This window comes from Sunxiuqinia elliptica (genome assembly GCF_900113005.1).
Classification (GTDB): Bacteria; Bacteroidota; Bacteroidia; order Bacteroidales; family Prolixibacteraceae; genus Sunxiuqinia; species Sunxiuqinia elliptica.
In genome coordinates this window covers 145,652-170,697 of the sequence record NZ_FONW01000004.1, presented here as the reverse complement: position 1 = coordinate 170,697, position 25,046 = coordinate 145,652, and the positions used below count along the sequence as shown (strand labels likewise).

The following is a 25,046-nucleotide window of genomic DNA, read 5'->3' as shown; positions in this document are numbered from 1 at the left end:
GATCGAGCAAATGCCTTCATTCTTCGGATTGGGAGTTGTGCGTTGAAGAGAGGGGAGGGCTTGTTGGAACAAATGAGCGAGAGGATTTATTTAGCAGCAGCTTTCTTGATCATTAAAAACAGTTTGTTCTGGATAATTTGCGCTGATCTCTCTTATTTCCTTTGGAATGTCTTTGAGCATAGCTAAGCTGTCAAATACCCGATTGATTAGGGCTAGATTATTGGCCGATGAGTACGTTTCAAAAAGGACTGTCTTTGTTCGGTTTTGCAAGTCGGAAACCAAGCACGGCGAAGCACTGGAAAAGTCAAAGTCTTCCAAGCGAATTACAGCTTTTTGTAAGTTGCTCTTAGTTTTGAAATGGACTTCCAGATTTGAAATATCGTAAACAATACTCCATTGTGTGAAATTGGCTTGCTTGATAGTATCTAGAATGAGGAATGAATAGTCAATTAAGTTTGGAGAACGCTCCTGATCGAATTCTCGCAGCAGTTTAGCCGTCCGCTTAAAGCGATCTAAAGAGTTGCTGGTAAAAATAGATTGATTAATTTCTTCCTGCTTTGTACGGGACAAACTCCCTAAAGACTCTTCATAGGAGCTATTGGTAAGAGCAGGTACTTTTAGGTCTTTCCCTTTGCTTACGTTCATCTTGCCTTTTATAAACTCAATGCAGGCAGAGTTTCCATTTTTGTCTGTTACGAAGAAATGGAGGTTTGCTCCTGAATTATCAATTATTCTGAGAAGAAGGTCACTTTCGATAACATCATCAATGTGTTCTGCTACGTCAAGCTGGTACTGAATCCATTGAAGCACCGAGATCCCATACCGATGATCAGGACTCGGATATTGCGTTGAGTCGAGCCATAGCTGTTCAATTACTAAGCCAGCTTCGTTGATTCCGCCATATGGAAATTCGCGCCCTACTTGGTTAAAGGTGACACTCCCGAACGTTGATGTCCATTGAAACTGCTTCTCTGATGGGGGAACTAATGCGGTCTTTAACACATTGCGTTTATTCACAACGATATGCCCATAGTCAATCATGAAGTCGAAGTTTCTTCCAAATACGATTTTGTCTTCATGTTGCAAAGCAAAGGTTGTACAACCAAATTCTTTGGTTGTCGTCACGAGTTGTTTCAATAAACTGGCTTCCTGCATCTGGTGGCTATTTTTATTGTTTATTCGTAATCGTTTTAAGGCTTTCCAGGTGTGTTCTATGGTTCTGTGTTTTTTCGGGATAGCTCAGATACAGCCTTGGCTACTATTCGTTTTTATTGAGTTTTTTAGCTAGTTCAAAGCAAAGGTTGTCTATATTCTTCATTTTAGGATTAAATGCCGACACATTTGACAAGACAATTACGGCAAACTTATTTTCGGTATCAAGAACCATTGAAGAAGAATAGCCTCCCGTCCCTCCGTTATGCCAATACCAAGCGTTACCCGTTTCAGATTTCAGAATATGCCATCCCAATCCAATTTTCATTTGGTCGTTAATTGTAAATGTTGGAATTCGGGTCAATGAGAGTTCCTTGTTTTTTGGATCAAACTGAGCATTGGCAAATTTTGCTAAATCTTCTGTCGTCGATAAAATCCCGCCACCGCCAAACAACACATCAAAGTCCCAGTTGGGTACTTCATATCCATTTTTATCCAGTCCTTTTATGAGTGTTTTGTTAAGGTCATTTGAGCCGGTATAAGAATTGGTCATTTTATACTTGTCGAAGACTTCCTTTTGTAGCAAGTCCTGGAAATTTGTTTTTTGTGTTAACCCCAACGTGTAGCCCAATAGTCCCGCTCCTAAGTTGGAATAGGAGTAAGTTTTTGAGCGGTCGTTTTCGAGTTTCAGATACGTTTTTAAGTAGTCCTCAAGGTCGTCTTTGTTATAAGATTTGTACGGGTTCGTTTCGTTGCTTAAATCTAAATTCACAGGAAGTCGAGGCAAGCCTGAGGTGTGGTTTGCCAAGCTCTCAAAACATAGTTGAATATTGTTTTTGAAAGCGAAAGGGAAATAAGCATTAATCGTATCGGTAAGCTTTAGCTTGTTGGCTGTTGCCAATGAAGCCAACACAGTTGAAGTAAAGACTTTGGTAATGGAGCCGATTTCAAAAACTTTAGCTTGATTTTCGGCTGCTTTTATCGAGTCGTTCTCCTTTACGATTCCATAATATTTCGTCATTCCATGATCAATGATTGCAATGGAAAGCTGCGTATTCGTTGGAAATGCTTTTGCCTTACCAAAAATCGTCTGAGCAATGGCCTTGGGGTATGCGGTTAAAGCATTCGTGGTTCGGTTGTCGTTGCTTGTTTCTTCTTCGTAGGGTTTTATTAATAGGCCACCAATTTTGTTTTGATTGTCAAGTGAAATGTAGACTCCTAAAACAGCTCTTTCAAACTTGGCCCTATAAATAGCACCGGTACCCTCCTCATCATTGATAAACTCTTTCGTTTTCATTTTCCCGACACTGGCGAAGAGATTGGTGAAAAACTGCTTGGTTTTTTCGATTGACAGTGCTTGTTGCATCTGGGGGGAGAAGCAATTAAAAATCTGCTCATAGCTTTCCGAATTATAATCTGTCTGCAATTGATCAATTGCAGTTTTATAATTTTCAGGTTGTGCATTTAGAGGAGTTGTCGCAACAAATGCAATCAGAACAAGAATTAATCTTAGCATAGGTTTCTTTTTAGGCAGACTAACTACAGAAAGCTCTTAAAGTACTAATTTATTGTGTTAAAGAGGGGAGTGCTAACCGATTATTTTAGGAGTGACTCGGCCAGCTGCCCTCAATGCTCAAGAAAGGAGCAGAGACAAGGCACCGCAAGGTAATTTTTTTGTAGCTGGTTTTATGCCTTTAATTTGAGTTTCATCGCAAAAACGATCGTAAAACTAAAGGGTATTGCCGAAGTTAACCCTACGAGTAGCCGGGTTTGTAGAGGATTGGTAGATGCCAAATAGAAGGAGTGTGTCGTTGCAAAAAGATAAATAAGCAAACTACAAATTGCGTAATTCCGAATGGCGAGCATTCCCTGGTCTGTTTTGGCGGTATTTCTGAAGAGACCTACAAGCAAGACAACTGTAGCGATAAGCCAAATTGTACTTGTACCTAGCAGAACCACTTTTTTCAAGGGCGATTCGAATAAGCTGGAAAACAGCGTACTCTTTAGAATTAGTTCTGCAGCGAATATTAGAAGAATAGAACCCTGCAAAACCTTCCGTTGATAGTGTTTGAGGTATTTATAGAATGCCAGCATTAAATACCCAAAAGGGATTAAATAGATCGTATTCCAAATTAGCTGCTCAGCAAGCTCAATTTTAGTTGGTGTATTAATCAGGAATAATAATCCTCGGATTAAAATAGATAAAATCAAAAAGCAAGAAGATAAAATGATTCCATTTCTTTGGGTCTTAGTTATTGTGTATTCCATGTTGTTCGTTATTTAGTTTTGATTAATTTGAGCTTGTTGAGTTTGAGCGGAACGGTTGGTGTATGGTGTCGTGTCTGATTGCGGGATAGCTATTCTTTTAATGTTTTTATATTCAATTCTAGATGAGGCAATTCTTTTGACTTTAAATTTGGTTATCACCTCGTATCGATAAATGAAAATACATTAATTAATAATAATTTTTTTTGTTTCATGAATGCTATCTCCCATTAATATGATGTGATATATACCTGCAGATAAAAATGAAACATCAATATTAATACTATGAGCATAACTGAGATTATTCATTTTGTGTACAATTCTTCCGGTATTATCAATAATTGAATATGAGGTGATTTGATCTTCCAATTCTTGTAGATTTACGGTAATTCTATCTGAAGCAGGATTGGGGTATATCTTTATAAATTCATTTGTCGTTTGATCAATTTTTAATTCAAAAGGCTCTGATTTTAGGTTAAAATCTGGAATTTTTTCATTCGTAATAACACAGTGGTATATTCCAGAATCATCTGGCTTAGTTGAACCAATTATAATCTCGGGTATATTAATTGCTCGAAGAACAGTGTCGTTTTTATACCATGTATATTGATTGGATGTTCCGGCGCAGCTTAGTTTATATACAAATTCATAACCTGACTTTTTATAAAAAACGTCCTTATTACCTAATAAGGATTGAGGGGAATATTTAAAATAATTTTTTCCAATTAAGTCAAGATTTTGTTCAAAAGAATTAAATTCTAAGGAGTTATTGCTTACGTCAATATTGTAAATATATTCGAACAAAGAATCTACTACAAAAGCATCTAATTCATCAAATTTATTATTGGCAAAATTCAAGTCTCTTGCTTGGCGGAGATATGAAAACTCCTTATTTATTATTCCTGTTAGCTGATTGTTTGATACGTTAAACAAGTCTAATGCCCTTAAGTTAGCAAAACCTAAAGGAAGATCTCCGCTAAAATTGTTGTTGGATATATTAAAAAGGAAAATATCTCTTAATTGTGTAACTTCTGGTGGTATATTGCCTGAAAATTGATTTCCTGAAACGTCTAGATTACGCAGATTTGGACAATTTTTAATTGTGTTAAATATTTCACCTTCTATATTGTTATTCTTTAGATCAATGACTAAAAGTTTAGAATTTGTTTCAATTTCTTTAGATATTTCACCGGATAGATTACAATTGTATGCCTGAATTTCTACTAGTTTTTTCAGTCCAAATATTCTTTCGTCAATTTTACCTGAGAGTTGAGTTTGGTTAATACCAATAAACTCAATTTCTTTAAATTTTAGAATTGAATCAATACTTCCAGTAAGTCTATGGTTTTGGCCTAATCTAAGAACTTTTAATTTTGAGAGGTCGAATATAGATTGTGGTAGTTCTCCATTTAAATCATTTTCATCTAATACTAACTCTTTCAAATTTTGTAAATGTCCTATTTCATTTGGAATCTCGCCGCTAAGACCAGAGTGATATAAATTGATAAGTTCTAGCTGGCTGAGTTCTCCGATGGACTGCGGCAAGTGTTTAGAATTCATTTCAGCATAGAGAAGTTTAATGCTTCTTAAACTGTCTAATTCTGAGATCGTTTCGGGAAGTCCTAGGGGATACTTATTAAAACCATGTTCAGACGTTCCCCAATCGGGCTCCATTAGTACGTTTTTCTCAAATACATTTGAAATCTCAGTAATATGACCATTTTCTAATGTTAAGCCATCCCAAGTTGAAATTGGTTCATCCAACATCCACCCTTTATTAAACTCCCAATTTCCATTTTCTGAATTCTTATATATTTCTTGTAGAACAGCCCATTCTTTCAGTGGTATTTCCCTATTAAAAGCAAAATTGATGGTGGTTGTGTTATTCTTTTCATCTGTTTCATTTAGTTGATTTTCCGGATCAATAATAATCTTCAATGTTTTTTTGCCCATGCTAATTTTATCCAGAGATAAACGAAATCTGATCACAGTCTTATCTGCCGAAAGATTATAACTTAAATCATCGGTAAACTCAAGCACATCTTTAGAATACACATTGTATCTCATCTTACAACTTCCATTTACTTCTGCATTAGATAGTTCTATTTTATACTCAATATTTGGAGAGTTATATGTGAACTTATTGCTTGTTTCGACTGATTTAATTAACAGGTCTCTTGTATTTATGGCATTTTTAACCTGCATGGTCAAACTATCAATTTCCTGAATTTTGTATCCATCGTCGATAAGTAAGCTTAATCCATAGGTTCCCTCCTGTGATGGGGTTTTGAAATAAATGTGATACTGAGAGTTTGTTGAATCTGTTTCATATGATTGCTCAGGAATTATCTTGCCATTATTTGGTGATTTCAATGCTATTTTTGGGGTTATATAAGAAGGAAAAGATCTGTCTGTTTCCTCTATTTGTAGTGCTATTTTAGTATCACTTAAAGGACTAACTGTATTATTATATTCTTTCAGACTAATAGAGTATTTGATATCTTGCGGAACAATATCGATATAAGCAGAATTAAAAAGTAGATCCGCGCACCAGATATTTTGGGAGTAATGATAAAATCCATCTGATTGACCTCCCCATCCATAATTTAGATGATAAAAACCTTCATCATCGTATCCGTCGCAAATCATTGCATGGAACCCCCCAGAGACATGTCCAATTACAATCACTGGAATTTTGTTGTCGAGATTTTCTTTTATTTTTTCGTGAAATAGAATTGAATCATTTTTACTTTTTAGAACGTCAAGGAGTGATCCATCATATATGGATATATGTTGCGGCAATGAGTAATTGAAATATTTATTAAAAATAGAGAAATCGCTAGCACCTGTTCCCTCTGGAGCGTAGATTGCTTTCATTGACATACCGATGTCTAGCATTAAATTAGAGATGCAACGTTTACTCTCTTCAGTTGAGCTCTCATCGATTTTTGGCAGCATTTTCTCCCAGTTATAGTTGGATTGTCCTAAGCGATGAGAGAAAGAATGTGTTTTATTTGTTTGGGAAATGGTATAGCTGTATTGACAGTTTCCTTTGCTTCTTGGAGGAAATTGCCAATATCTCATCACTTGTGCCACAGCAACAGGGACACATCCAGAAGGTGTTTGTATACCGTCAATCACAGGACATTGTGAGTTATACGGGGCACGTTGAGCCCATTGTATATCTTCACCACTTGATGTTTTCAAGAATGGCTCTACTCCCCTTGACAAGTTTTTGTTTGAAATAGCTTTAGTCGTTTTTGCATTTATTTCTAAGGTGTTATTTAAATTAGATTTTAACCAGTTTTTTACGTAAGGAATAGCTTTATCATAGTTGAAGTTTCCATCTAATGAGTAGGCTAATATTCTTATGTTATCATCGATCATTTCGGAAATGATCCATCCATCACCTTTTCCTACATTATGTATGTATATTTTGTTTGCCTCTTTTTCCAGCAATTTATTTAGCTTGAATATTTTGGCGCTTTTCAACAGATCTTTCGTTTGGAGAAATAATTTGGCATTTGCAATTACTTTTCTCTCGCCTATTTCTTGTGAGTTTGATGATAATGAGTTGGTAGCAATAAACACTGTTAGTATTAGAAGGATAAACTTCATATGTTGGTTGGTTTTTATTTGTCAAAATTGAAAGTAACGGTTCAGGTAAATTTAGGGGCGGATTTCGGAGAGCCTGACCGGACGGGCAGGCGGACGTTCCTGTCCGAAGGACACGGAACTGCAAAACGAGCCCTCGATAGCTATCGGGGCGCAGTTGGCGTACCACTAAACCCCACCCTGCAATATGTACTCGATTAGCAACCTTATTTTATTTTTCTCCAATTGTCAACTCCTTCATACTACCATATATTTCGCTGCTAGTCCGCACATGAACTTCACTGAAACCGAATTTTGCATTTACTTCATTGTTGTATTTATGAATCATGGTATAATAATAGTGGTCCCTGGTTTCATTGTCAAAAGACCTTGCAACATGAGTATTTATTAATGCCTCCACTGCAAGGAATGCAAGACTTAAAGCAGGAATTTGATTCCCTTTTTTTTTAAAGATGTTTTGAGAAATCCGTAAGAAATTGGAAAATAGTGTAAGGATAAGAGGTACTATAAATACCATTGGTACTAAACTCATTATAACTCCACTTAAACCATAGTAGATGTTTGAAATGAACACAATTGTTGCAACAATCAACGGTAACAATAGGACTATAACTTTTAGCATCACATCTGATGATTCCCAAAATACAACCAACCTTCTACGACCATCAAATTTTATGCATAAAAGGGCACTATTAATTATTTCAGAATGCGTTCTTAAATCTCCGCCTGTATCATTATCAAGTAGTTCTATTAATCTTTTAAACTTCGAAAATTTCTTGCCTAATATTTTTTCCAATCCTTCAACATGATTTAGAATGTCTTTAGCCGTGAACTCCCCTCCAAAATGATATGGCAGCTGTTCTTCAGGAACTATATGAATTTTCAAATATCCAATATAAACAAAGGGAACAATGATTAACATACAAGCAAGATATAACAGTATATCCCAATATGATACTAAATCTTTTATCGTTGAAACAGAGTCTGCTGAAGTGTTTGTAGCCAGGGAGTTATTTGTTGCAAAACACAGTGTTGTTATTATAAGGATTACTAATCCAATCTGTTTTATATTATTCGTTTTTATACTCATTTCAGTTTAATCTCGGGTCAATATGGTTGCTAACGGCTAGGCTATGAAGCTGTAGGCTTGTGTTGCGCCTGCGGCAAGCCTATGCTTTATGAGCTATTGTTGTGTTGCGTTATTAATATATACCTTGTAATTCTTCTTGAATGGTTTGTCAATTAATAGGCCTACTTCATAATTCTCTGTTTCATCTGTTGTTTCAATATCAACATCCACTCGCTGAATATTCAATATTTTAGATTTACATATTGTGTCACTATTAACTCCGTAAATCACATCTCCATTTGAGAATCTCAAATTGTTTGAATCCAGACATATAACTTCACCATTTCTATATGTATTGCGTATATCATTGATTAAAACACAATTTTGCTCAACATCTAACGTATAGATACTTTTATTTACAACTTCTATTAAAGCATTTGATAGATGATCAAAATATTCAATGTAATCAATAATGATATCATTACTCAGAATTTGTGAGGGTACACCATGTGCGACTTCATTTCTTCGCTCTGCCAAATCATTGAGAATCGTGTTTATTTCATCGTTACCTAGTTCTTGTATTTCAGCAACTTCATATTTATCTTTTATATAGTTGACAAACTCTGGTACTTTCCTGATTCTATTTGAAATTGATTCTATACCAACTCGACTAAATATCTCATCTACAACCTGTAGTCGAAAATTAGCAGAATGTTGTGAAAATGCTTCTTTATTTAATTGGTAATTTTCATTTACGTTTATACACTCGTGTAGATTCTTAATTATTCCTTCTTTATTTAATGAACCAGAATATCTCGAATTTTGTGTTTTTTCAATTAGCTCAAGCGATAGTCTTAGATGGTTCTTCACTATAGGCTCAGGAAGGCTACTATATCGATTAAAAATAATATTAATCTTATCAATATACTCAACTAATATATTTTCTATGAATTTTTCAAAATAACCATACAATGAGATTATTAGTGAGTTATAATTAAATATTTTCTTTTGAGAATAAAACTCATGGAAATCTGTTTTAAACTCTGTTAATGAATCACACCCTTCTGCATTAATGCGAAGAAGATTAAATTCACTATTATAAAAATCAACTAATTTTTCAAGTGAATTTAATTCAGAAATAAATTGTGATTTTACATTATCCATACTACAACCAACTTTTAAATAAATCATTAAAAAGTTGCTCTCTTACAACAATAACAGAAGCATTTGTATTTCGTCCTTCAAATGAATCATAGTTGTTTTTATAGAATTCTTCCATTTGTGAATCTATTGTTAGAGCTTGCTCTAAAATCTTTTCTTTATGAGGTAAATATTCACTTGCTACTTGAGTAAGAATATCAAAAACTGCAGTTGTAGGCCTTGAATACCAATTCCAACTCCCATTTCTCCTGCGGTATAACCAAAATGCTTTCTCTCCAAAAAGCTCATAAATAAAACTTAATGTGTCAAGAAATAGAGATTCCAGAGACTGAAGAGTTTCAGTACTATATTCATTTCCATGCTTTAAATAAAAGTCAAGATAGTCACGAAAGCGAGTTCCTTTAAATAACTCAGCTCTTTGTCTGTTTGCGAAAAAGCGTAATACGAGCTCAACATCTTCCATTTTTGCAAATGCAGGAGTACTTCTTAATTCATCGCTAAAAATTCCATATTCTACCTCTTCTGAATCAGGAAGAGGAATGTCCCATAGCTTGCATAAATTTGTATTACGTGATAGCTTTAGACATAATTGGTTTAAATCCCCATTGAAAATTGCATTCCTAGTTTCTTGTGGTTCAAGTTTAACTCCACCGCTATTAATTCTTTCAAAAACCAATTGCTTTAATCTATTTGCCTCTAACTCTGTTTTTGCTGTTTCTTGTAGTAAGATAATTGAAGATAAATAGCGTCTGTCAACTCCTTTTTTGACTTGTACAGGTAATTCTGAGTAGCGTTTGCCATTTAGTTCTTTCCATTCATCAAGGCCTTCTAATTCAAACTTGTCTTTATAGAATTCATAAATCGCCGTCATTCTTTGTAAGCCATCCATTACTTCATAATGTGAAAACTTATCCTCATAAAGAAATATTGGAGGAATAGGGACATTCATAATAAATGATTCTATTAGCTTTGACTTTTGGATATTATTCCATCTATGTCTTCTTTGAAATTCAGGATTAAGTGCATAATCCTCACTTTCTACCATCCCGACAATTGCAGTCAGAGGATATCTAGCTTGCTCGGTTATAATACGAACTTCTCCTTTTATATATTTTTCATTAATCTGGTCCTTTGTTGCATTTACTAATGTTTCAGTTTCGTAACCAGTTAAATCAAGCTTTTCTCCTTTTATTAAATTCATAGTTATTTATTTTGATGTATTTAGGGGGCTTTTTAATGCAACACAACGGTTTACTGTAAGCTCTGAAAAAATGTTTAAAATACAAATTTTTATTGTTAAAAGTAAAAGTGTAGCATGAGATTATTCCAGAGGGTGTCCCGCCCGGCTGACTCCGGTCGGACGGGAAGTCCCTTATGCGCCAAGGTAACGATTGGAAGCATTAGCAAGAGGAAGCTGGTTTACCGTAAGGTAAGCAGTGAAGGTTATTTGTGATTGATTAATGAGCAAATAAATTCAACCGGCAAAACCCGGTACTGACGAACAGAAACTGGATACGAGGCTTGATAAACCGGATAAGCAAGCACATCATTGTGACGTCCAAAATGTTCCGTAAGGAATGAGCACCGAAGTAGTAGATCAGGCAGCGATTGGGTGAAGGAAGATGCTCTTACCTGGGGAGATCCTGATGAGTGCAAGCTCCGTCAGGAAGTCAGCAGAAGCCATAGTACCTAGCAGTAACGAGCTGCATTAGTTGCAGAGGTCTCACAAGTTAGGGAAGGGCTAAACGTTGGGCTGTCCTAAATTCGATATGGAAGCTTGAGTTTACTCGTCTAGCCATATCTTAAACTCGGACATAGCTATCATGGTGAAAAGAGCATGGTATTGATGCTCAACGAACCGCCGTATACGAGACCCGTACGTACGGTGGTGTGAGAGGCGCTCCGGTGGGCTATTAGCTCACCGGCCGTCTACTCGATTAGCTACAGTTTTTTATGGGATTAAACCATTTATCCATGAATAAAATTTTAGTCCTTTATGAATTTTCTTCCATATAAGCTTGTATTCAATTGACCTTTGTACATTAATAAAAACTTCATCATTTTTCTTGAATTGAGGTAGTATTTCGTCAATTGTTGATTTAACTATTTCGATACCTTCTTTCAAACTATTATATACTGAATCTAAATTCGAATTTTCAATTGGGAATTCACATTTCAGTATTTCTCCTTCTTCATTCTGACTTACAATAAGTAGCATTGGCAATTTAGAGGTGTCTTTTAAGTCAAATTCCTGCATTAACTTCAAATTCTCTTTTGGCTCTTTCCAAACTGGAACCATCATTTGAAGAAAATTTCCTTTACTTGTAGGAATCTCAATTTTTCCTTGCTTAGGCTTTATTGAAAAAATGGCCCATTCATTTCCTGATATCTCATCTAATGCTTGCCAGAAATCATCATCTCTAAGAACTTTCTTGACGTATGGATTATTGTCAGTAAATAATATAAACCCCATAATTTTAGTGAGTTCATTTTCATTTGCATATTGTTTTGCAATTTCTAGATTAATCCTATTCATAGTTTTCTTTTATTATATCATATAAAGTATTTCCTATTTCAAATCCAATTTCAATTGACATTTTATGTCTTGGATAGTGATTGCGCAAAGTTTTTTCTACTGTTTCATATCGCATTCTTGTTCTGGGATGGGTTGTTGAAAAAACAGACCCATAAAGAATATCAATACTGCAATAAAATATTGTAATTCCAATAATTGCAAAATGAATCGGTAATCGATTGATATTTAGATTTTCCACCAATAATATAGCGCCGACAACATCAGCTTCACTTTCCATTCGATAGTGTTTGCTAATTTGTTCTTTATAGTCTTCAAGTGTTGATGGAATTTTGAGTTCGAATTCAGCTAAATGTTGTTTGAAAAAATGACCAAGTTCATGAGCCAAAATGAACTTGATATAACTATCAGCATATTGTTTGGCTTGGCTTGTTTTATGCAAAACATATTCTCCATTCATAAATTCATCACCATATTCATAGGTAACAAAGTATTTTCTAAATTCATCAAGGGTTAGTAAAAATGACTTCTTTTTAAGGTGATAATTTCGCAGAATAATATTCTTGCTGATTGCATTAAAATCTATCCAACCATGCTTATTTTCAGTAATGAGTAAATCAAATAAGCGTGATAATATCAAACTAAATTTTATTATGCCATGATTTAATAGAATTGCAAACTCATCCGAATTTGGAACTTTGCAGATAAATGCATTTATAGTTTTAATTGGTAAAGTGCCAATTACTGGAAATTGCTCAACATTGAATAGGTTTGGTTTTCCATTATTTTTATTAACGAGTTTAATACTATCAGTTAAGTTTGTATATAAATCATTGATAATTGGATACTCATATGGGTTTTCAAATTTTGTTGGTAAAGGTCGGTTTAGTGCATTGAACAACGAATTTAAATCATCTAAAGACATTCCGCTCTCTTTTAAGAATAAATCTTTATATGCAGGATTTTGAAGTGAATCTCTTATGTTGAACCACAAAGGCAAACCATCTTCTTTTTGGTAAAAATCATCCTGGATGGATTCGATATATTTATATGCAGCTTTCATAAAATTGTAGCTAACGGTCACTTGCAAGTTGTCGTTGCGGATTTTGAAGAGCGTTCCTGTCCGATAGGACGGAACTGCGAAACGAGAATCCAGCGAACGACACACCACGAACCCCGCAATGCAATTTGCAATTTGTTAGGCGTTCGTTTTTTTTTATTTAATCCATGCTTTTATTTTTTTATCTAAAAGTGCAGTTAGTTCTGTTGTTGATTCATAGATAACATGTGGAAAATGATTCGTGTCAAAATGTGATCGTTTAAACCAATCATTGCGGCATGAATAAATAACCGGTTTTCCTAATCCAACCGCAAACCCACTTTCAAAATACACACCGTCTTTTTGTTGTGTAAAGTCAGCAATGCAAAATTTACAACTTTTTATGGCAGCAATAATTGCATCATTGATTGTTTGAGAACTTTCAATTATTTGTTCGTCAATTATTATGGGCTCAAAATCATTTTTCTCAATTGCTAATTTTATTGCGTCTCTTGTCTCTTTCATGTTTTTATCAAAGGACATGGCTACAAAGCATCTATTTGATAAATCACCCCGTTCTGTTAATTCCAAGTAATAATTTAAACCTTTAAATGTAATGCGGAATTTAAATGGCTCATTAGTCGCATCGTTGAAGACACAATCGATTAATTCTTGATATTTAAGTTCTTTGAAATAATAAAAACATTCAGATGCAGACCTAAAGAAATGCTTATAATAAAACTCTGGTTTTGAAACTACTCCATTTATTTGTATAAGCTCACCCTCAACGTTTTGAAATTCAAAAAGCGTTTTTAAAAGGTTATCAAGTTTTGCTTTTGGAGTTTTTGGATATTCAATTCTACTTAGTTTTTCATCGAAACTGTCTGATGTTAATGTAAACCAATAAATATCATTCTCACTTTCATCCGCGAGTTGTTTATTTAATATTGCACCAGCAAGTAAGTATCGATTTTTTTTGAACTTTTCTTGATTTGAAAGCATATTAAATGTAAATCCAAGCCTGACGAACAGGTAATCATCATTTAATTCTAATCTATAAGAGTTGCCATCAACTCTTTCTGCATCTAGTTCGGTTATCGGACATTTCATATTGTTGTGATTCATTCATTTTATAACTTTCAATGCGAGCGTAAAATGACGCCTAACGGTCACCTGTAAGTTGTCGTTGCGGATTTCGGAGCTCGTTCCTGTCCGCTAGGACGGAACGATGTTGCGAGAATCCAGCGTACGACACACCACGAACCCCGCAATGCAATTTACAGTTTGTTAGCGGTAGATTTTTCAATATTTTATACATAAGATTATCACAACAGTGATGAATGATAAACAACTTAATAGAAAAGAAATAGAGGTTAAGAATCCAAAAATTCTAAACTTCTTCGATGAAGTAGGTTGAAACATTTTATCTGCTGCCTTGTCAGATAAACCAAATGCTTCTTTAAAAGTGTCTTTTGCGTAGTTCATTGCAAATTCAAATTCTCGTTTTGCGCCTTGCGCAATAATTTCATAGCGAGCTTTTAAATCATTAAGAACTATAAGTTTTCCTTCCTCGGTCAGTTTTGCATATTCATCCAATACATGCGAAACATCGTCATCGTAGTCAATTTTTAAACGCCTAATAACTTCCTTAATATCATTTTCATTTGAAATGTCATCTGGGTTTACTTCCATAATTTGCTGCCTGGAAAAAGCACCCTGAAGGTAAAATTCAATGTTTTGATAGAGCGTTTGATAAATATAGAAAAACCAACGATATAATATTCCTGAGATTATTGAAATGGATAGCAAAATTAGAATTGTCTTTATTGTGCAATGGTCAAATGAATTACTAAATTTTGCCAAGTTGGTAACAATAATTGAAAGCCCGCCAATGGAAAAACCCACGACCCAAATCATAAATTTCTCAGAATTATTGAAATTAAGTCTTTGATTTTCTTTAAGATTATCTAGACCTTCAAAGAAAGTGTCCATTACAAACTCAAATGGTCTTTTCATTTTCTTTTGTTTTAATTGTTTCTAATGAATATTCCAAAGCCATGTGTAATGTTGGTAATTCTTTGACAAGAGAATGTTCTTTGTTAAATATTTCACTTGGATTTATCATTTGGTCAAGTTCTGGATACCGAACAGTGGAAACAAGTCTTTGTGAGATTGTATTTATGTAAAACAAAATAATTATTCCTTGAATGTATTCATCAAAACTAGCTTTAAAATCTTGCAGCATTTTTTCTGCTATCGGTTTAAATAGTTTATTGTTGTCAATGCGTCTTAATTCTTCAAGTTGCGGCATATCTGGACTTATTTTTTTAAGAACTTGATATAAATCTTCAAAGTTTTTAATTTTTTCAATATCAAATGGTAATTCTGGTTTGTTTTTCAAAACATCAAAAATGTTTTTAAGAATTACTTCTAGTACTTTATCATCAGGAGTTTTCTTTATGATTTCATCTAATTCTTGAAACTCTTTATTTATATCAAAGTCAACAATTGAATTGTTAAGGCTCTTATATTTAGTCAATGCTTTTTTAAAGATAAGACTTGAGTTATGACTTATTTTCCTACTCAGGTCTTTGGTGGAAATAATTCCATCTTTTAAGCCTAAGTATTTTATTAATTTTTCAATGGATTGTTGAAAGTAAAAAAGTGATTGAGGATAAAAATTGTTTTCGAGAAGCAATTTAGAAGTCTCAAAATCTTCTTTTGAAATGTCATATAATATTTTGTAATCTTCAGTCACTATTATTTTAGTTATATGATTTTGGCTCTTTTAAATTTACCGCTAACGTATCTGGAATAACACATTTATGCACTTTATTCTTTTCATATGTGTGACAAAATGTGTCATTTCCAATAAAATAGTATTGTAAATGCAACAATTCATATTTTACTTATAATTTCATCTATCGGGTTAATAGCTTTTTGAATCTCTAAATTCGAAACAGGAGTATAAATCTCTGTTGTTTGAATATTTTCATGCCTTAGAAAATTTTGAATTACTCTTATGTTGATCCCTTGTTCGGGCAATTGAGTCGCAAATGAATGCTGCAGCATATGTGGTGTAATTCTTTTTAAGCCTGCGCTCCAACGGGTAGGCATTTCTGGCTTTAGTTTGGCCAGAAAATCACGCTCATCCGAAAATTCAATTTCGATTACTTCTTGTTGCCGATGTATTGTAAGCTTTAGCATTATTTGCGGGCGCTTATTCAAGGGTTTCGGTTTTTATTTATCTAAAAATAGGAAACATTTGTTAGATAACAAATGCTTTATTAAGTTGCTTTTACTCCTTGCTGCCGGTCTGTATTGGTATGATATTCCTGGTTGAACCCCAGAATTAGCCAAGGGGACGCTTACTCCGACCAATTGAATGCAAACTATAGCCTGTTGGACTGGTAATTTCCCCGATTGAAGCCGAAAAATGGCCAAGGGGAGCACATCTTTTGCCAATGGAGTAAAAAAAAGTGCAAATGGGCCGGTCCTTAGGGGCAATTGCGTCAAAAAAATGGCTAATTGGAGTCAAAATGGAGCCAATTGAAATAAAAATAAGCCCCAAGGGGCACGTAAAAGTTGCCTCGGGGCTAGTAAAATCAGGGATTTCAGAAAAAGAGGGAGGGGCGTGTTCAACAAACTGTGTCAACAGCTTATTTCAATAGCTATGTCTACTCCCATGTGCATCGTTCACCATATTTAATCATTAAGTCTAGCGATAATACCGCTTTCTTTTATCTTCATCTTTCCAAAAGACATAACGACCATATTCGCGAACAGCGCTATCGGTCTTATACAATAGGGTAAATGCCTTATCGCGCAGTTGTTTTGTGCCGTTGCTTTCATCCAGCGAGCCATTGGCTGCCGCCAGCAGTTCAGACATGGAGTGCGACAGCCTTCGTGCTGCTTGTAATTGGTCCAGATCGAAGTTGATGGCGGTTAATGGTTCGGGATATTTTTCACCTAAAACGGCCAGTTCAATTAAATCCTGTACCATATCGGCGTGACTGGTTCCTTCGCGAATGCGCATCACCTTTTTATGAATGTTAGTATCCTTGCGGTAAGCAAACGAAAAATGGTGCAATAAGTCTTTTTTAAATTCGTAGGCCATAGGAGATTTTTCCTGCCATTTTTGTTGAGCTTCGATCCGGTTGAGGTATTCGCTTTTCCATTGGGCCTCGCAGTAGCGCAAAGCTCCACTAAGAGTAACCAAGTTAGCAATAAGCGAAGGATCCATCCCCGCAGTGGTTAAAACATCGCGATCTTTGTTCGCTTCAATAGCCAGGGCTTCGGTGCTTGCCACAAATTCGTCTACGGGCTGGTTGGGTGGTTTAACCTCATGGGGAGCGAGGTCCTCGATTTGCTCTTTCCAAAGTTGAAAATCTTCAAAATAACTCATCGTAAGATTAAATTATGTGATATCTTGCAGAAGTTCCGTCGGCCTCCTCTTCCTCTCCGGGCTGCAAAATCGGGAATGGTTGATGACCAGCCGGCGGTTTACTTCTCACAATCTTATGTTTCAAGTTACAACACATCTTGGCATATTTCCAAAATCTATTTCTCAAATTACATAATATAGAGTATTTCTTAATAAGAGGAGTGGTATAGTCGATTTGCACAAAATCAGGCGATTAGGGCGGAGAGCAAAGGGCAAAGGGCAAAGGGCAAAGGGCCAAGAGCAGAGAGATAAACGGAGACCGGAGATCGGAAAGCGTTTGATAAAACCGTAGGTAGATCCTGAAACAAGTTCAGGAAGACAAGTGTGATCGGAGAACCGTTTTTTTTCGATCAAACTCACCCCAGAGTCTCGTTCAATCCTGTCGGATTTCACCGACTCTTCCCCTCTTTTCAAAAAGAGAGGGGCAAAGCCAGCAAAGCGGGCTTGGGGAGAGTTTCGAATCAAGTTCAGGAAGACGCTCAACTCAATGAAGGCACGAATTCAAATTCGAATTATTGGAAAAAGGAACGGCCTACGAGGGTTTTGAACCAGAAAACAAGGGAAGGTGGTTCCGATCATCGGAACCGGAAGAGTTAATAGTTAAGTGATCTTTCTATTCGTTTGACAGGAAAGCAAACCACCTCGACACCGATTAATCGGTGCCACTCCTCCTCGGCAAGGAGGAGAAAAGACGGTATTTGCAGGCTTTTTTGCAAGCTAACTGGCCTGAGCTGAGAGCAGAGAGCAAAGGGCAAAGAGCAGAGAGGTAAAGAGACGGAATGAACAGATTGTCTCTCTTCGTTTGTGATGACGTTCAAAAGGATTGTTAGCAAGAGTTCTCTTGATTGCTATGGGAGGAAATACACGAACGCATGTAGTTTATGAACTTGGGTACTCAGGAACTGAATAACCAGAATAGAGAGCAATTAGTAAGGGCATACCCGATTTCTCAAGCTTTTTTTGTAGATTCGGTTTTATTTTTTTGATCGAATGCCCGGCTCTCGGGCTTTGAATTAGCTTATTGGTATGGTATTAAATTACATATGGATCGGATTCTTTCTGGTTGCCTTTGTTGTTGCTCTTATTCGGGTGTTTGGTTATTTGTTTCGTGATTTCTTTGCCGATGCAATTGGCATTATTTTCACCGAAGCTGACCTGCACGTTTTTAAGGACATGGTTGATGCTTCCTTTTCGATGGCAACTGCCAGTGTCGATCTGATTATCGCTTTAATAGGGGTGATGGTATTGTGGTTGGGCATTATGAAAGTTGGGGAAGATGGTGGTGCGGTTAATGTTATAGCCCGTATTTTCGGTCCTTTTTTCAATAAGCTTTTTCCGGAGCTGCCTAAAAATCATAAGTCGATTGGAACGATGATGATGAACCTTTCGGCCAACATGCTGGGATTGGATAACGCTGCAACACCGCTGGGGCTGAAAGCCATGGAGGATTTGCAAGAGCTGAATGTGGAGAAGGACAAAGCATCGAATGCGCAGATTATGTTTTTGGTGTTGAACACCTCAGGCTTGACGGTAATTCCGGTGAGCATTTTAGCTTATCGGGTAGCTGCGGAGTCGCAAATGGTTTCTGTTATTTTTCTGCCGATTCTATTAGCCACCTTTTTTTCAACCCTTGCGGGCTTGATTTCCGTATCGATCTACCAACGAATCAATCTTTTTAATAAAACGGTGCTCGCCTACCTCGGAACGGCAACGGCGCTGATAGCCGGGCTGTTATGGTGGTTCTCCGGCATGACACAGGATGAGATTACGGAGGTCTCTTCTTTTGGCGGTAACCTGATCATCTTTCTGATTATTATTGCCTTTATCTTTTTGGCATTTCGAAAGAAAATTGATGTTTACAATTCCTTTATTACCGGGGCGAAAGATGGGTTCAATGTCGCCATTAAAATCATTCCTTACTTGGTAGCCATGTTAGTTGGGATTGGCGTATTTCGGGCATCAGGAGCGATGGACCTGGTGGTAAGCGGTGTCAAAGGCCTGGTTTCGCTGGTTGGGTTAAATACCGATTTTGTAGATGCTTTACCGGTAGCTTTAATGAAACCACTGAGTGGGAGCGGAGCACGGGGCGCCATGCTCGAAATCTACAATAACCCGAGCTTTGGACCCGATTCTTTTGCAGGCTTGTTATCGTCGGTTTTTCAAGGATCGACCGAAACAACGTTCTATACCCTGGCTGTTTACTTTGGAGCAGTTGGTATCTCAAGAACCCGCTATACGGTGGTGTGTGGCTTAATTGCTGACCTTACCGGGATCATTGCTGCCATTCTGATTGCTTACCTGTTCTTCCATTAAAGGGCGTCGTAAACAACCACTTTTTCCCATAAATCGCCATACTCCTCAATAAACTTCAGGTGAGTGGGATGGGTTTGATAGGTTTCCTGATCCGTTGGGCTGTCGAAAACGGCCAGGTAAGAATAACTGAACGAATCATCAACAACATCGCGATTGGAGGGAACGGCTTTTCCCCAGTGGTACAACTTAATTTCAGGGATGGTGACTAGCAGTTGCAGCCCTTCTTCAAAGCGTTTGCAATCGGCTGGCTTTTCGGGGTGTTTGAGCCAGAAATAAACCTGGTGCATGAAACTCCCTTTTAGAGCAATCTGCATTCCCTTTGCTGAAGCCGAACGGGCGAATTGTGGTGCCGCCAGCAGACTAGCTCCTGCCAGTGTTTTTTTCAAGAATGAACGACGGTTTTTCATAATCTGTTATGGTTTTAGGTGAAGAAAACAGCTGAGAACAAGCGCCTCCGATAGGCGTACGTTGGACTCAGCTGTTTCCTTTTCAAGTTAATTCGTTCCGAGTATGGTTACAGCTGATCAACAACTTGCTTTAGTTTAACCAGCTTGGTCAGCAAATTTTCCAGCAGGTCAAGTTTCAACATATTGGCGCCATCCGATTTGGCAACCGCAGGATTCGGATGTGTCTCAATGAAGATTCCATCAGCACCAACAGCCATCGCTGCTTTTGCAATGGTTTCAATCAGTTCGGGCTTTCCTCCGGTAACGCCGCTGGTTTGGTTGGGCTGTTGCAGCGAATGGGTAATGTCCATAATGACCGGGCATTGATTTTCTTTCATGACCGGAATGCCCCGATAGTCAACCACAAGGTCTTGATAACCAAAGGTTGTTCCACGTTCGGTAAGCATCACATTATTGTTGCCGGCATCGCGTACTTTGCCTACAGCAAACTGCATGGATTCAGCCGATAAAAACTGACCTTTTTTGATGTTCACCACCTTGCCGGTTTCGGCCGCAGCCACCAATAAGTCGGTTTGCCGACAAAGGAAAGCCGGAATTTGAAGCACATCTACGTAACGGGCAGCGAGTTCGGCTTCGCTTGCCGAATGGATGTCAGTGACTGTAGGAATGTTATACTTTTCACCAACAGCTTTCAAAATTTCAAGGGCTTTCTCATCGCCAATTCCCGTGAATGAATCGATACGCGAGCGATTGGCTTTTCGGTATGATCCTTTGAAAACAAAGGGAATCTCCAATCGATCACAAATGGCCACGATTTTTTCGGCAATGTCAAAAGCCATGGCTTCTCCCTCAATTACACAAGGTCCGGCCAGCAATAAGAAGTTTTTGTTGCTATGTTTTAATTTGGGTATCATGTCTAATTTTTTAGCGAATATACAAATTGCCAGCAAAGTTTTGCCCTTTTCTGTTTGCTGACCTGCTTCGTTTCTCGTATGCAGGTTGTTGCAGAGTAAATTCCGTTGCTTCTAGTTTCAGATAATCAATGGTTGATTACTCGTCGATATAATTGACTAATGATTATCAATTCCGTGAAGCATGTAAAGCGAATGTTCCAGTGTGGGGAGGATCTCGCGGCAATATTCGGTAACAGCTTTAACACTTCCCGGAAGGGTATAAACTAAGGTATTGTTTTTAACTCCGGCAATTCCACGGCTTAGCAGGGCTGCCGGTTTTTCCTGTCCGTATTTCATACGAATAAGTTCCATAATTCCCGGGATTTCCTTGTCGAGAAATGGCCTCACAACTTCCGGAGTAAGATCGCGTGCGCCAATGCCCGTACCACCCGTGGTAAAAATAATATCGGCTTTATTTTGAATGCCCGTTTCGAGATGATAGTTGAGTTGCTCGGCATCATCCGGAAGCAATACCTGTTCGAATTGTGAAGGACGTCCGATCGTGTTGAAATGGGTTTGAGTGAGGTGTTTAATTTGAGGGCCACTTTTATCTTGGTATTCGCCACGGCTGGCGCGGTCGCTCAGGGTGATGATTTTAACTCGGATTAGTCGGGGAGTGTAATGCAATTCGTCACCTGCTTTTAGCATGCCATGCCGGATGACTCGCGCAAAAATTCCTTCTTTAGGCATCACACAATTCCCAACTTCTCTGAAGATGGAGCAATTGTCGCCATGGCACTTTTTCCCAATCTGAGTTACTTCTAACTCCAGCTCTTTCCCAACGAAGCGATCCAGCGGCCTTGTTTTATGCAGCAGAAGCCCTTGGGTGGTTATATTTTCAGCAAATTCACCATACTTAATCGCACGACCCGCTTCCTGTTCAAACTTTTCAATGCTCTCGTTGGCCAGCAAGCTTACCTGTCGGTGCCAATTTCCCGAGTGTGCATCTCCAACCACTCCAATGTTGGTTAGCTGGATTTTATCAACTGGAAGCTTTATAGTTCCTTTTTTTTCGGATAAGTTAACCGAAAGAACTCGGATGTTTTGTGGTGCTTGTATCATGGGAATAAAGTTTTGAGTTTGCTACAAATCTAGTTTCTGCTTCTCCAGTAGTTTTACCTGCTCGATCACCATTGTTTTGTCCACGGCTTTGCACATATCATAGATCGTGAGCAGGGCAATCTGGACTCCGGTTAGCGCTTCCATTTCAACGCCGGTTTGCCCAATACAGCGACTGGTGCAAGTTGCCAGCACTCCATTGTCCTGAATGGAGCAGCTAACATCAACCTTTGTCAGTTGCAGCTGATGGCAGAGTGGAATAAGCTCACTGGTGCGTTTGGCAGCCTGAATGCCGGCTATTTCAGCAATGGTTAATACATCTCCTTTTTTGATGTGGTTGTCGCGGATCAAATCAACGGTGTGTTGTTGAAGCTTGATGAAACCTTCAGCAGTCGCAGTGCGAATCTGTTTCTCTTTGTGTCCAACATCAACCATGTTTGCGCGTCCGGCTTCGTCGGTATGTGTGAGTTTTGTGCTCATCGTATCGGTGTGTTTTATTATCCTCCAATGTTGTAAAATTCGCCCGATTGGTTGAAAGTGCCAGATCGGGGTTTGTTGCCAATAGCCAGGTTGAGGGCTTTCTCAGCCCCCAAAGACCGTATGTTGTAGGCCAAATCGCTAAATAAGCACGGTTTGATATCTCCGTTGGCCAATAGCCGAAGACGGTTACATCGCTTGCAATTTCCGCCTTCTCCTCCCTCTACTTTCGAAAATTCGCCTGTTTGCAGGTTCATCTGATGAATAAAGCGCAAACTGAGGTCATGGGCTTTGCAGAATGCTTTTAGTTGCTGAATCTCCTGCGTGGGCTCACCCATCAAAACGGCATTGATCTTTACTGGTGTTAGTCCTGCTTGTTGGGCAGCTTCAATGCCTTTTAAAACTTTATCCATTGTTCCGTTACGTGTAATTTGGCAATAACGTTCGGGATTTATGGTATCCAGGCTGATATTCACCCGGTTGAGACCTGCCTTTTTCAGATCTGCTGCAAATTTATCCAGCAGCTGTCCATTGGTGGTCATGGCGAGTTCTTGCACGCCTTCAATTTGTGCAAGCATGGCCACTAAATCGACAATTCTTTTTCGAACCAAGGGTTCACCGCCAGTCAGCCGAACTTTGTTGATGCCTTGCGATACCGCTAAGCGGGTAAAGTCAGCGATTTCTTCAAAAGACAAAATCTCCTCATGCTTCATGAGTTGAATGCCTTCGGCGGGCATGCAGTAGGTACAGCGCAGGTTACAACGGTCAGTCACCGAAATACGCAGGTAGTTGATCTTTCGGTTAAAGCGGTCGTACATAGACTATTTCTCCCTGATTTAGTTGATCTGTTCCCTGCGGAATATGCATAAACCCCATGGCTTGGTGGTAAGCGTGAATATGGGCTGATCCGTGGTAACTGATCGTTTCAACTTCCTTTTGAGCATTGATGCGGACGGGGATAAATTCCTCCCGGTCTGCTTTACGACGTTTAAAAGGTTGAGCAAGCGATAGCGGAAAACTTAAATCCGGTAGCTGATAGTTCATTAAATGAAAAATGAATGGCTTTACAAACACTTCAAACTGAATGAATGAAGAGACCGGGTTTCCGGGAAGACCAATAATGTAGCGATCTGATTTGGAGGCGAAAGTTGTGTGCTTGCCTGGTTTTACCGTTAGCTTATTGAAATGGATTTCAAAGCCAAGTTGTTGGATAATGGCTGGGACAAAATCAAAATCACCCACCGAAACACCTCCTGAAATAAGGGTAATATCATTCTCTTCTGTTGCTTTTTGAATTAGCTGGAAGGTTGCCTCCTTTTCATCGCGGACAACTCCATAGTAGTTTACAAGGCTCCTGGTTTGCTGGGCCTGAGCAACCAATTGATGTCCGTTCGAATTGCGAATTTGCGAGCCCTGAGGAATAACTTCGGGTTCAACCAGCTCGGAGCCGGTAGAGATGATTCCGATTTTTGGGAGGGCGTAGACCTTTGGAGAGGTGCATCCGACTGCCGCGAGCAAGGCAATATGCTGAGCTTTCAAAAGAGTACCCTTTCCCAGAACCAAGTCTCCGGTTTGGACATCTTCTCCGCTTAGGCAGATGTTGCTTGATGTTTTGGTTCCCGTAAAGCGTACTTGGTTGGTGTCCATTAACTCGCTTTGTTCAATCATAAACACCGTGTCGGCCCCTGCTGGAACTTGCGCTCCCGTCATAATTTTAGAGCATTGCCCTTCTTGAATGGCATAGCTGGGGGCTTGGCCTGCAGGAATCACTTCGAGAATTGTTAGTGCTTTCCCCAAGTCACTACGTTTACAGGCGTATCCATCCATGGCCGATTTGTCGAATGGCGGCATGCTGATATCTGAATAGACGGCTTGTGCAAGCATACGACCAACAGCGTCCTTAAAATAGATAAACTCGGTTGGGAGCTTTAGGGCTTTTTGTTGAGCTATGTCAAGTGCTTGTTGCAGGCTGATTATTGGTTGATGGTCCATGTTTTATTGAAGTTGAATTGTTCTGGTTTTATACTAAATGATTTTCCATCGGATTGAATGATGAAATCAGCAATTTGCTTATTGGCATGAGTGGCCGGCTTACTCGTTGCTTCCTGGTTGTAGATAAATACAAAAAGGCCTGCTGCAACATGTTTGTGCAAAGCTGCCGACTCAATGAGAATTGGATTTGTGTTAGTTAGAAATGGAAGCAAAGCCATGAAGGCATCGGGCAAAAACTCATCGGTTACCTGAATGTAGAATGAGCGTAAGGCTCCACTCTGCAAATAGCGGGAGCTATCTTTCGTTGAGTTTTGGTTCGTTTCTTCAAATAACTGGTAGTGCTCATTTTCGGATAATACTTTAAGTCCCTGAGTTGGGGCATGAAAGTGAGGGGAGATTTTAATTGCAATGGGGGCGTGGTTTCTCACTCGTTGCAACAGTTGGCAGATGAAGCTTGTTTTTCCAACATTACGGGTTGAACCCGCCACCAATAACATATTTAACCATTCCTGTGCCATAAAAAATTCCCCCAACCAATTTAATGGAAAGGGGAATTTGAGCAATCTA

22 protein-coding genes are annotated in these 25,046 nt (G+C 38.1%); 1 reads left to right on the top strand and 21 read right to left on the bottom strand.

Going from position 1 to position 25,046, the window contains the following annotated elements; all coding sequences use genetic code 11:
• Positions 1 to 90: 90 nt before the first annotated feature.
• From BM156_RS10535 to BM156_RS10460, 14 genes are all read right to left on the bottom strand, one after another.
• Positions 91 to 1,155: a linear amide C-N hydrolase gene (locus BM156_RS10535; RefSeq protein ID WP_093919835.1), complete on the bottom strand. Its 1,065-nt coding sequence runs from the start codon at positions 1,153 to 1,155 to the stop codon at positions 91 to 93.
• Between the two features lie 103 nt (positions 1,156 to 1,258).
• Positions 1,259 to 2,668, bottom strand: a complete 1,410-nt coding sequence (locus BM156_RS10530) for a serine hydrolase domain-containing protein (protein WP_093919834.1) — start codon at positions 2,666 to 2,668, stop codon at positions 1,259 to 1,261.
• 170 nt (positions 2,669 to 2,838) lie between these two features.
• Positions 2,839 to 3,420, bottom strand: a complete 582-nt coding sequence (locus BM156_RS10525) for a hypothetical protein (protein ID WP_093919833.1) — start codon at positions 3,418 to 3,420, stop codon at positions 2,839 to 2,841.
• A gap of 183 nt (positions 3,421 to 3,603) precedes the next feature.
• Positions 3,604 to 7,035 carry a C10 family peptidase gene (locus BM156_RS10520; RefSeq protein ID WP_093919832.1) on the bottom strand — a complete coding sequence of 1,144 codons (3,432 nt, stop codon included), beginning with the start codon at positions 7,033 to 7,035 and terminating at the stop codon, positions 3,604 to 3,606.
• Between the two features lie 208 nt (positions 7,036 to 7,243).
• The gene (locus BM156_RS10510; protein WP_093919830.1) at positions 7,244 to 8,122 is read right to left on the bottom strand and encodes a hypothetical protein; all 879 of its coding nucleotides are present in this window, start codon (positions 8,120 to 8,122) and stop codon (positions 7,244 to 7,246) included.
• Between the two features lie 93 nt (positions 8,123 to 8,215).
• Positions 8,216 to 9,265, bottom strand: a complete 1,050-nt coding sequence (locus tag BM156_RS10505; RefSeq protein ID WP_093919829.1) for an MAE_28990/MAE_18760 family HEPN-like nuclease — start codon at positions 9,263 to 9,265, stop codon at positions 8,216 to 8,218.
• Position 9,266: 1 nt separating this feature from the next.
• A complete protein-coding gene (locus tag BM156_RS10500) occupies positions 9,267 to 10,463 on the bottom strand; it encodes a DUF262 domain-containing protein (RefSeq protein WP_093919828.1) in 1,197 nt (398 codons plus the stop codon).
• A 750-nt stretch (positions 10,464 to 11,213) separates the two neighbouring features.
• On the bottom strand, positions 11,214 to 11,798 hold the full coding sequence (locus BM156_RS10495) for a hypothetical protein (RefSeq protein ID WP_093919827.1): 585 nt from the start codon (positions 11,796 to 11,798) through the stop codon (positions 11,214 to 11,216).
• A complete protein-coding gene (locus tag BM156_RS10490; protein WP_139218259.1) occupies positions 11,791 to 12,858 on the bottom strand; it encodes a M48 family metalloprotease in 1,068 nt (355 codons plus the stop codon). Before BM156_RS10490 ends, BM156_RS10495 begins: the two co-directional genes overlap by 8 nt.
• Positions 12,859 to 13,011: 153 nt before the next feature.
• Complete coding sequence (locus BM156_RS10485) at positions 13,012 to 13,959, bottom strand: nucleoside 2-deoxyribosyltransferase (protein ID WP_093919825.1); 948 nt, start codon at positions 13,957 to 13,959, stop codon at positions 13,012 to 13,014.
• Positions 13,960 to 14,136: 177 nt separating this feature from the next.
• Positions 14,137 to 14,850: a hypothetical protein gene (locus BM156_RS10480; protein WP_093919824.1), complete on the bottom strand. Its 714-nt coding sequence runs from the start codon at positions 14,848 to 14,850 to the stop codon at positions 14,137 to 14,139.
• Positions 14,834 to 15,592, bottom strand: a complete 759-nt coding sequence (locus BM156_RS10475) for a HEPN domain-containing protein (protein ID WP_170846931.1) — start codon at positions 15,590 to 15,592, stop codon at positions 14,834 to 14,836. Before BM156_RS10475 ends, BM156_RS10480 begins: the two co-directional genes overlap by 17 nt.
• A gap of 140 nt (positions 15,593 to 15,732) precedes the next feature.
• Positions 15,733 to 16,062, bottom strand: a complete 330-nt coding sequence (locus BM156_RS10470; protein WP_244525732.1) for a tyrosine-type recombinase/integrase — start codon at positions 16,060 to 16,062, stop codon at positions 15,733 to 15,735.
• Between the two features lie 490 nt (positions 16,063 to 16,552).
• The gene (locus tag BM156_RS10460; protein WP_093919820.1) at positions 16,553 to 17,239 is read right to left on the bottom strand and encodes a hypothetical protein; all 687 of its coding nucleotides are present in this window, start codon (positions 17,237 to 17,239) and stop codon (positions 16,553 to 16,555) included.
• Between the two features lie 1,065 nt (positions 17,240 to 18,304).
• Here BM156_RS10460 and BM156_RS10450 point away from each other — a divergent pair.
• Complete coding sequence (locus BM156_RS10450) at positions 18,305 to 19,591, top strand: nucleoside recognition domain-containing protein (protein ID WP_093919818.1); 1,287 nt, start codon at positions 18,305 to 18,307, stop codon at positions 19,589 to 19,591.
• Here BM156_RS10450 and BM156_RS10445 read toward each other — a convergent pair.
• The 7 genes from BM156_RS10445 to BM156_RS10415 all read right to left on the bottom strand — a co-directional run bounded on the left by BM156_RS10445 (position 19,588) and on the right by BM156_RS10415 (position 24,997).
• Positions 19,588 to 19,998 carry a Dabb family protein gene (locus BM156_RS10445; protein WP_093919817.1) on the bottom strand — a complete coding sequence of 137 codons (411 nt, stop codon included), beginning with the start codon at positions 19,996 to 19,998 and terminating at the stop codon, positions 19,588 to 19,590. The genes BM156_RS10450 and BM156_RS10445 overlap by 4 nt on opposite strands.
• A 107-nt stretch (positions 19,999 to 20,105) precedes the next feature.
• Entirely contained in the window at positions 20,106 to 20,912 is an 807-nt protein-coding gene (kdsA, locus tag BM156_RS10440; RefSeq protein ID WP_093919816.1) for a 3-deoxy-8-phosphooctulonate synthase, read from the bottom strand.
• 156 nt (positions 20,913 to 21,068) lie between these two features.
• Entirely contained in the window at positions 21,069 to 22,013 is a 945-nt protein-coding gene (locus tag BM156_RS10435; protein ID WP_093919815.1) for an MOSC domain-containing protein, read from the bottom strand.
• A 21-nt stretch (positions 22,014 to 22,034) separates the two neighbouring features.
• Positions 22,035 to 22,490 (bottom strand): cyclic pyranopterin monophosphate synthase MoaC, encoded by a 456-nt coding sequence (moaC, locus tag BM156_RS10430; protein WP_093919814.1) that lies wholly within the window; start codon positions 22,488 to 22,490, stop codon positions 22,035 to 22,037.
• A 17-nt stretch (positions 22,491 to 22,507) separates the two neighbouring features.
• Positions 22,508 to 23,305: a GTP 3',8-cyclase MoaA gene (locus BM156_RS10425; protein WP_093919813.1), complete on the bottom strand. Its 798-nt coding sequence runs from the start codon at positions 23,303 to 23,305 to the stop codon at positions 22,508 to 22,510.
• Complete coding sequence (locus BM156_RS10420) at positions 23,289 to 24,479, bottom strand: molybdopterin molybdotransferase MoeA (protein WP_093919812.1); 1,191 nt, start codon at positions 24,477 to 24,479, stop codon at positions 23,289 to 23,291. The genes BM156_RS10425 and BM156_RS10420 overlap by 17 nt, the downstream gene beginning before the upstream one ends.
• Positions 24,461 to 24,997 carry a hypothetical protein gene (locus BM156_RS10415; protein WP_093919811.1) on the bottom strand — a complete coding sequence of 179 codons (537 nt, stop codon included), beginning with the start codon at positions 24,995 to 24,997 and terminating at the stop codon, positions 24,461 to 24,463. Before BM156_RS10415 ends, BM156_RS10420 begins: the two co-directional genes overlap by 19 nt.
• Between the last annotated feature and the right edge of the window lie 49 nt (positions 24,998 to 25,046).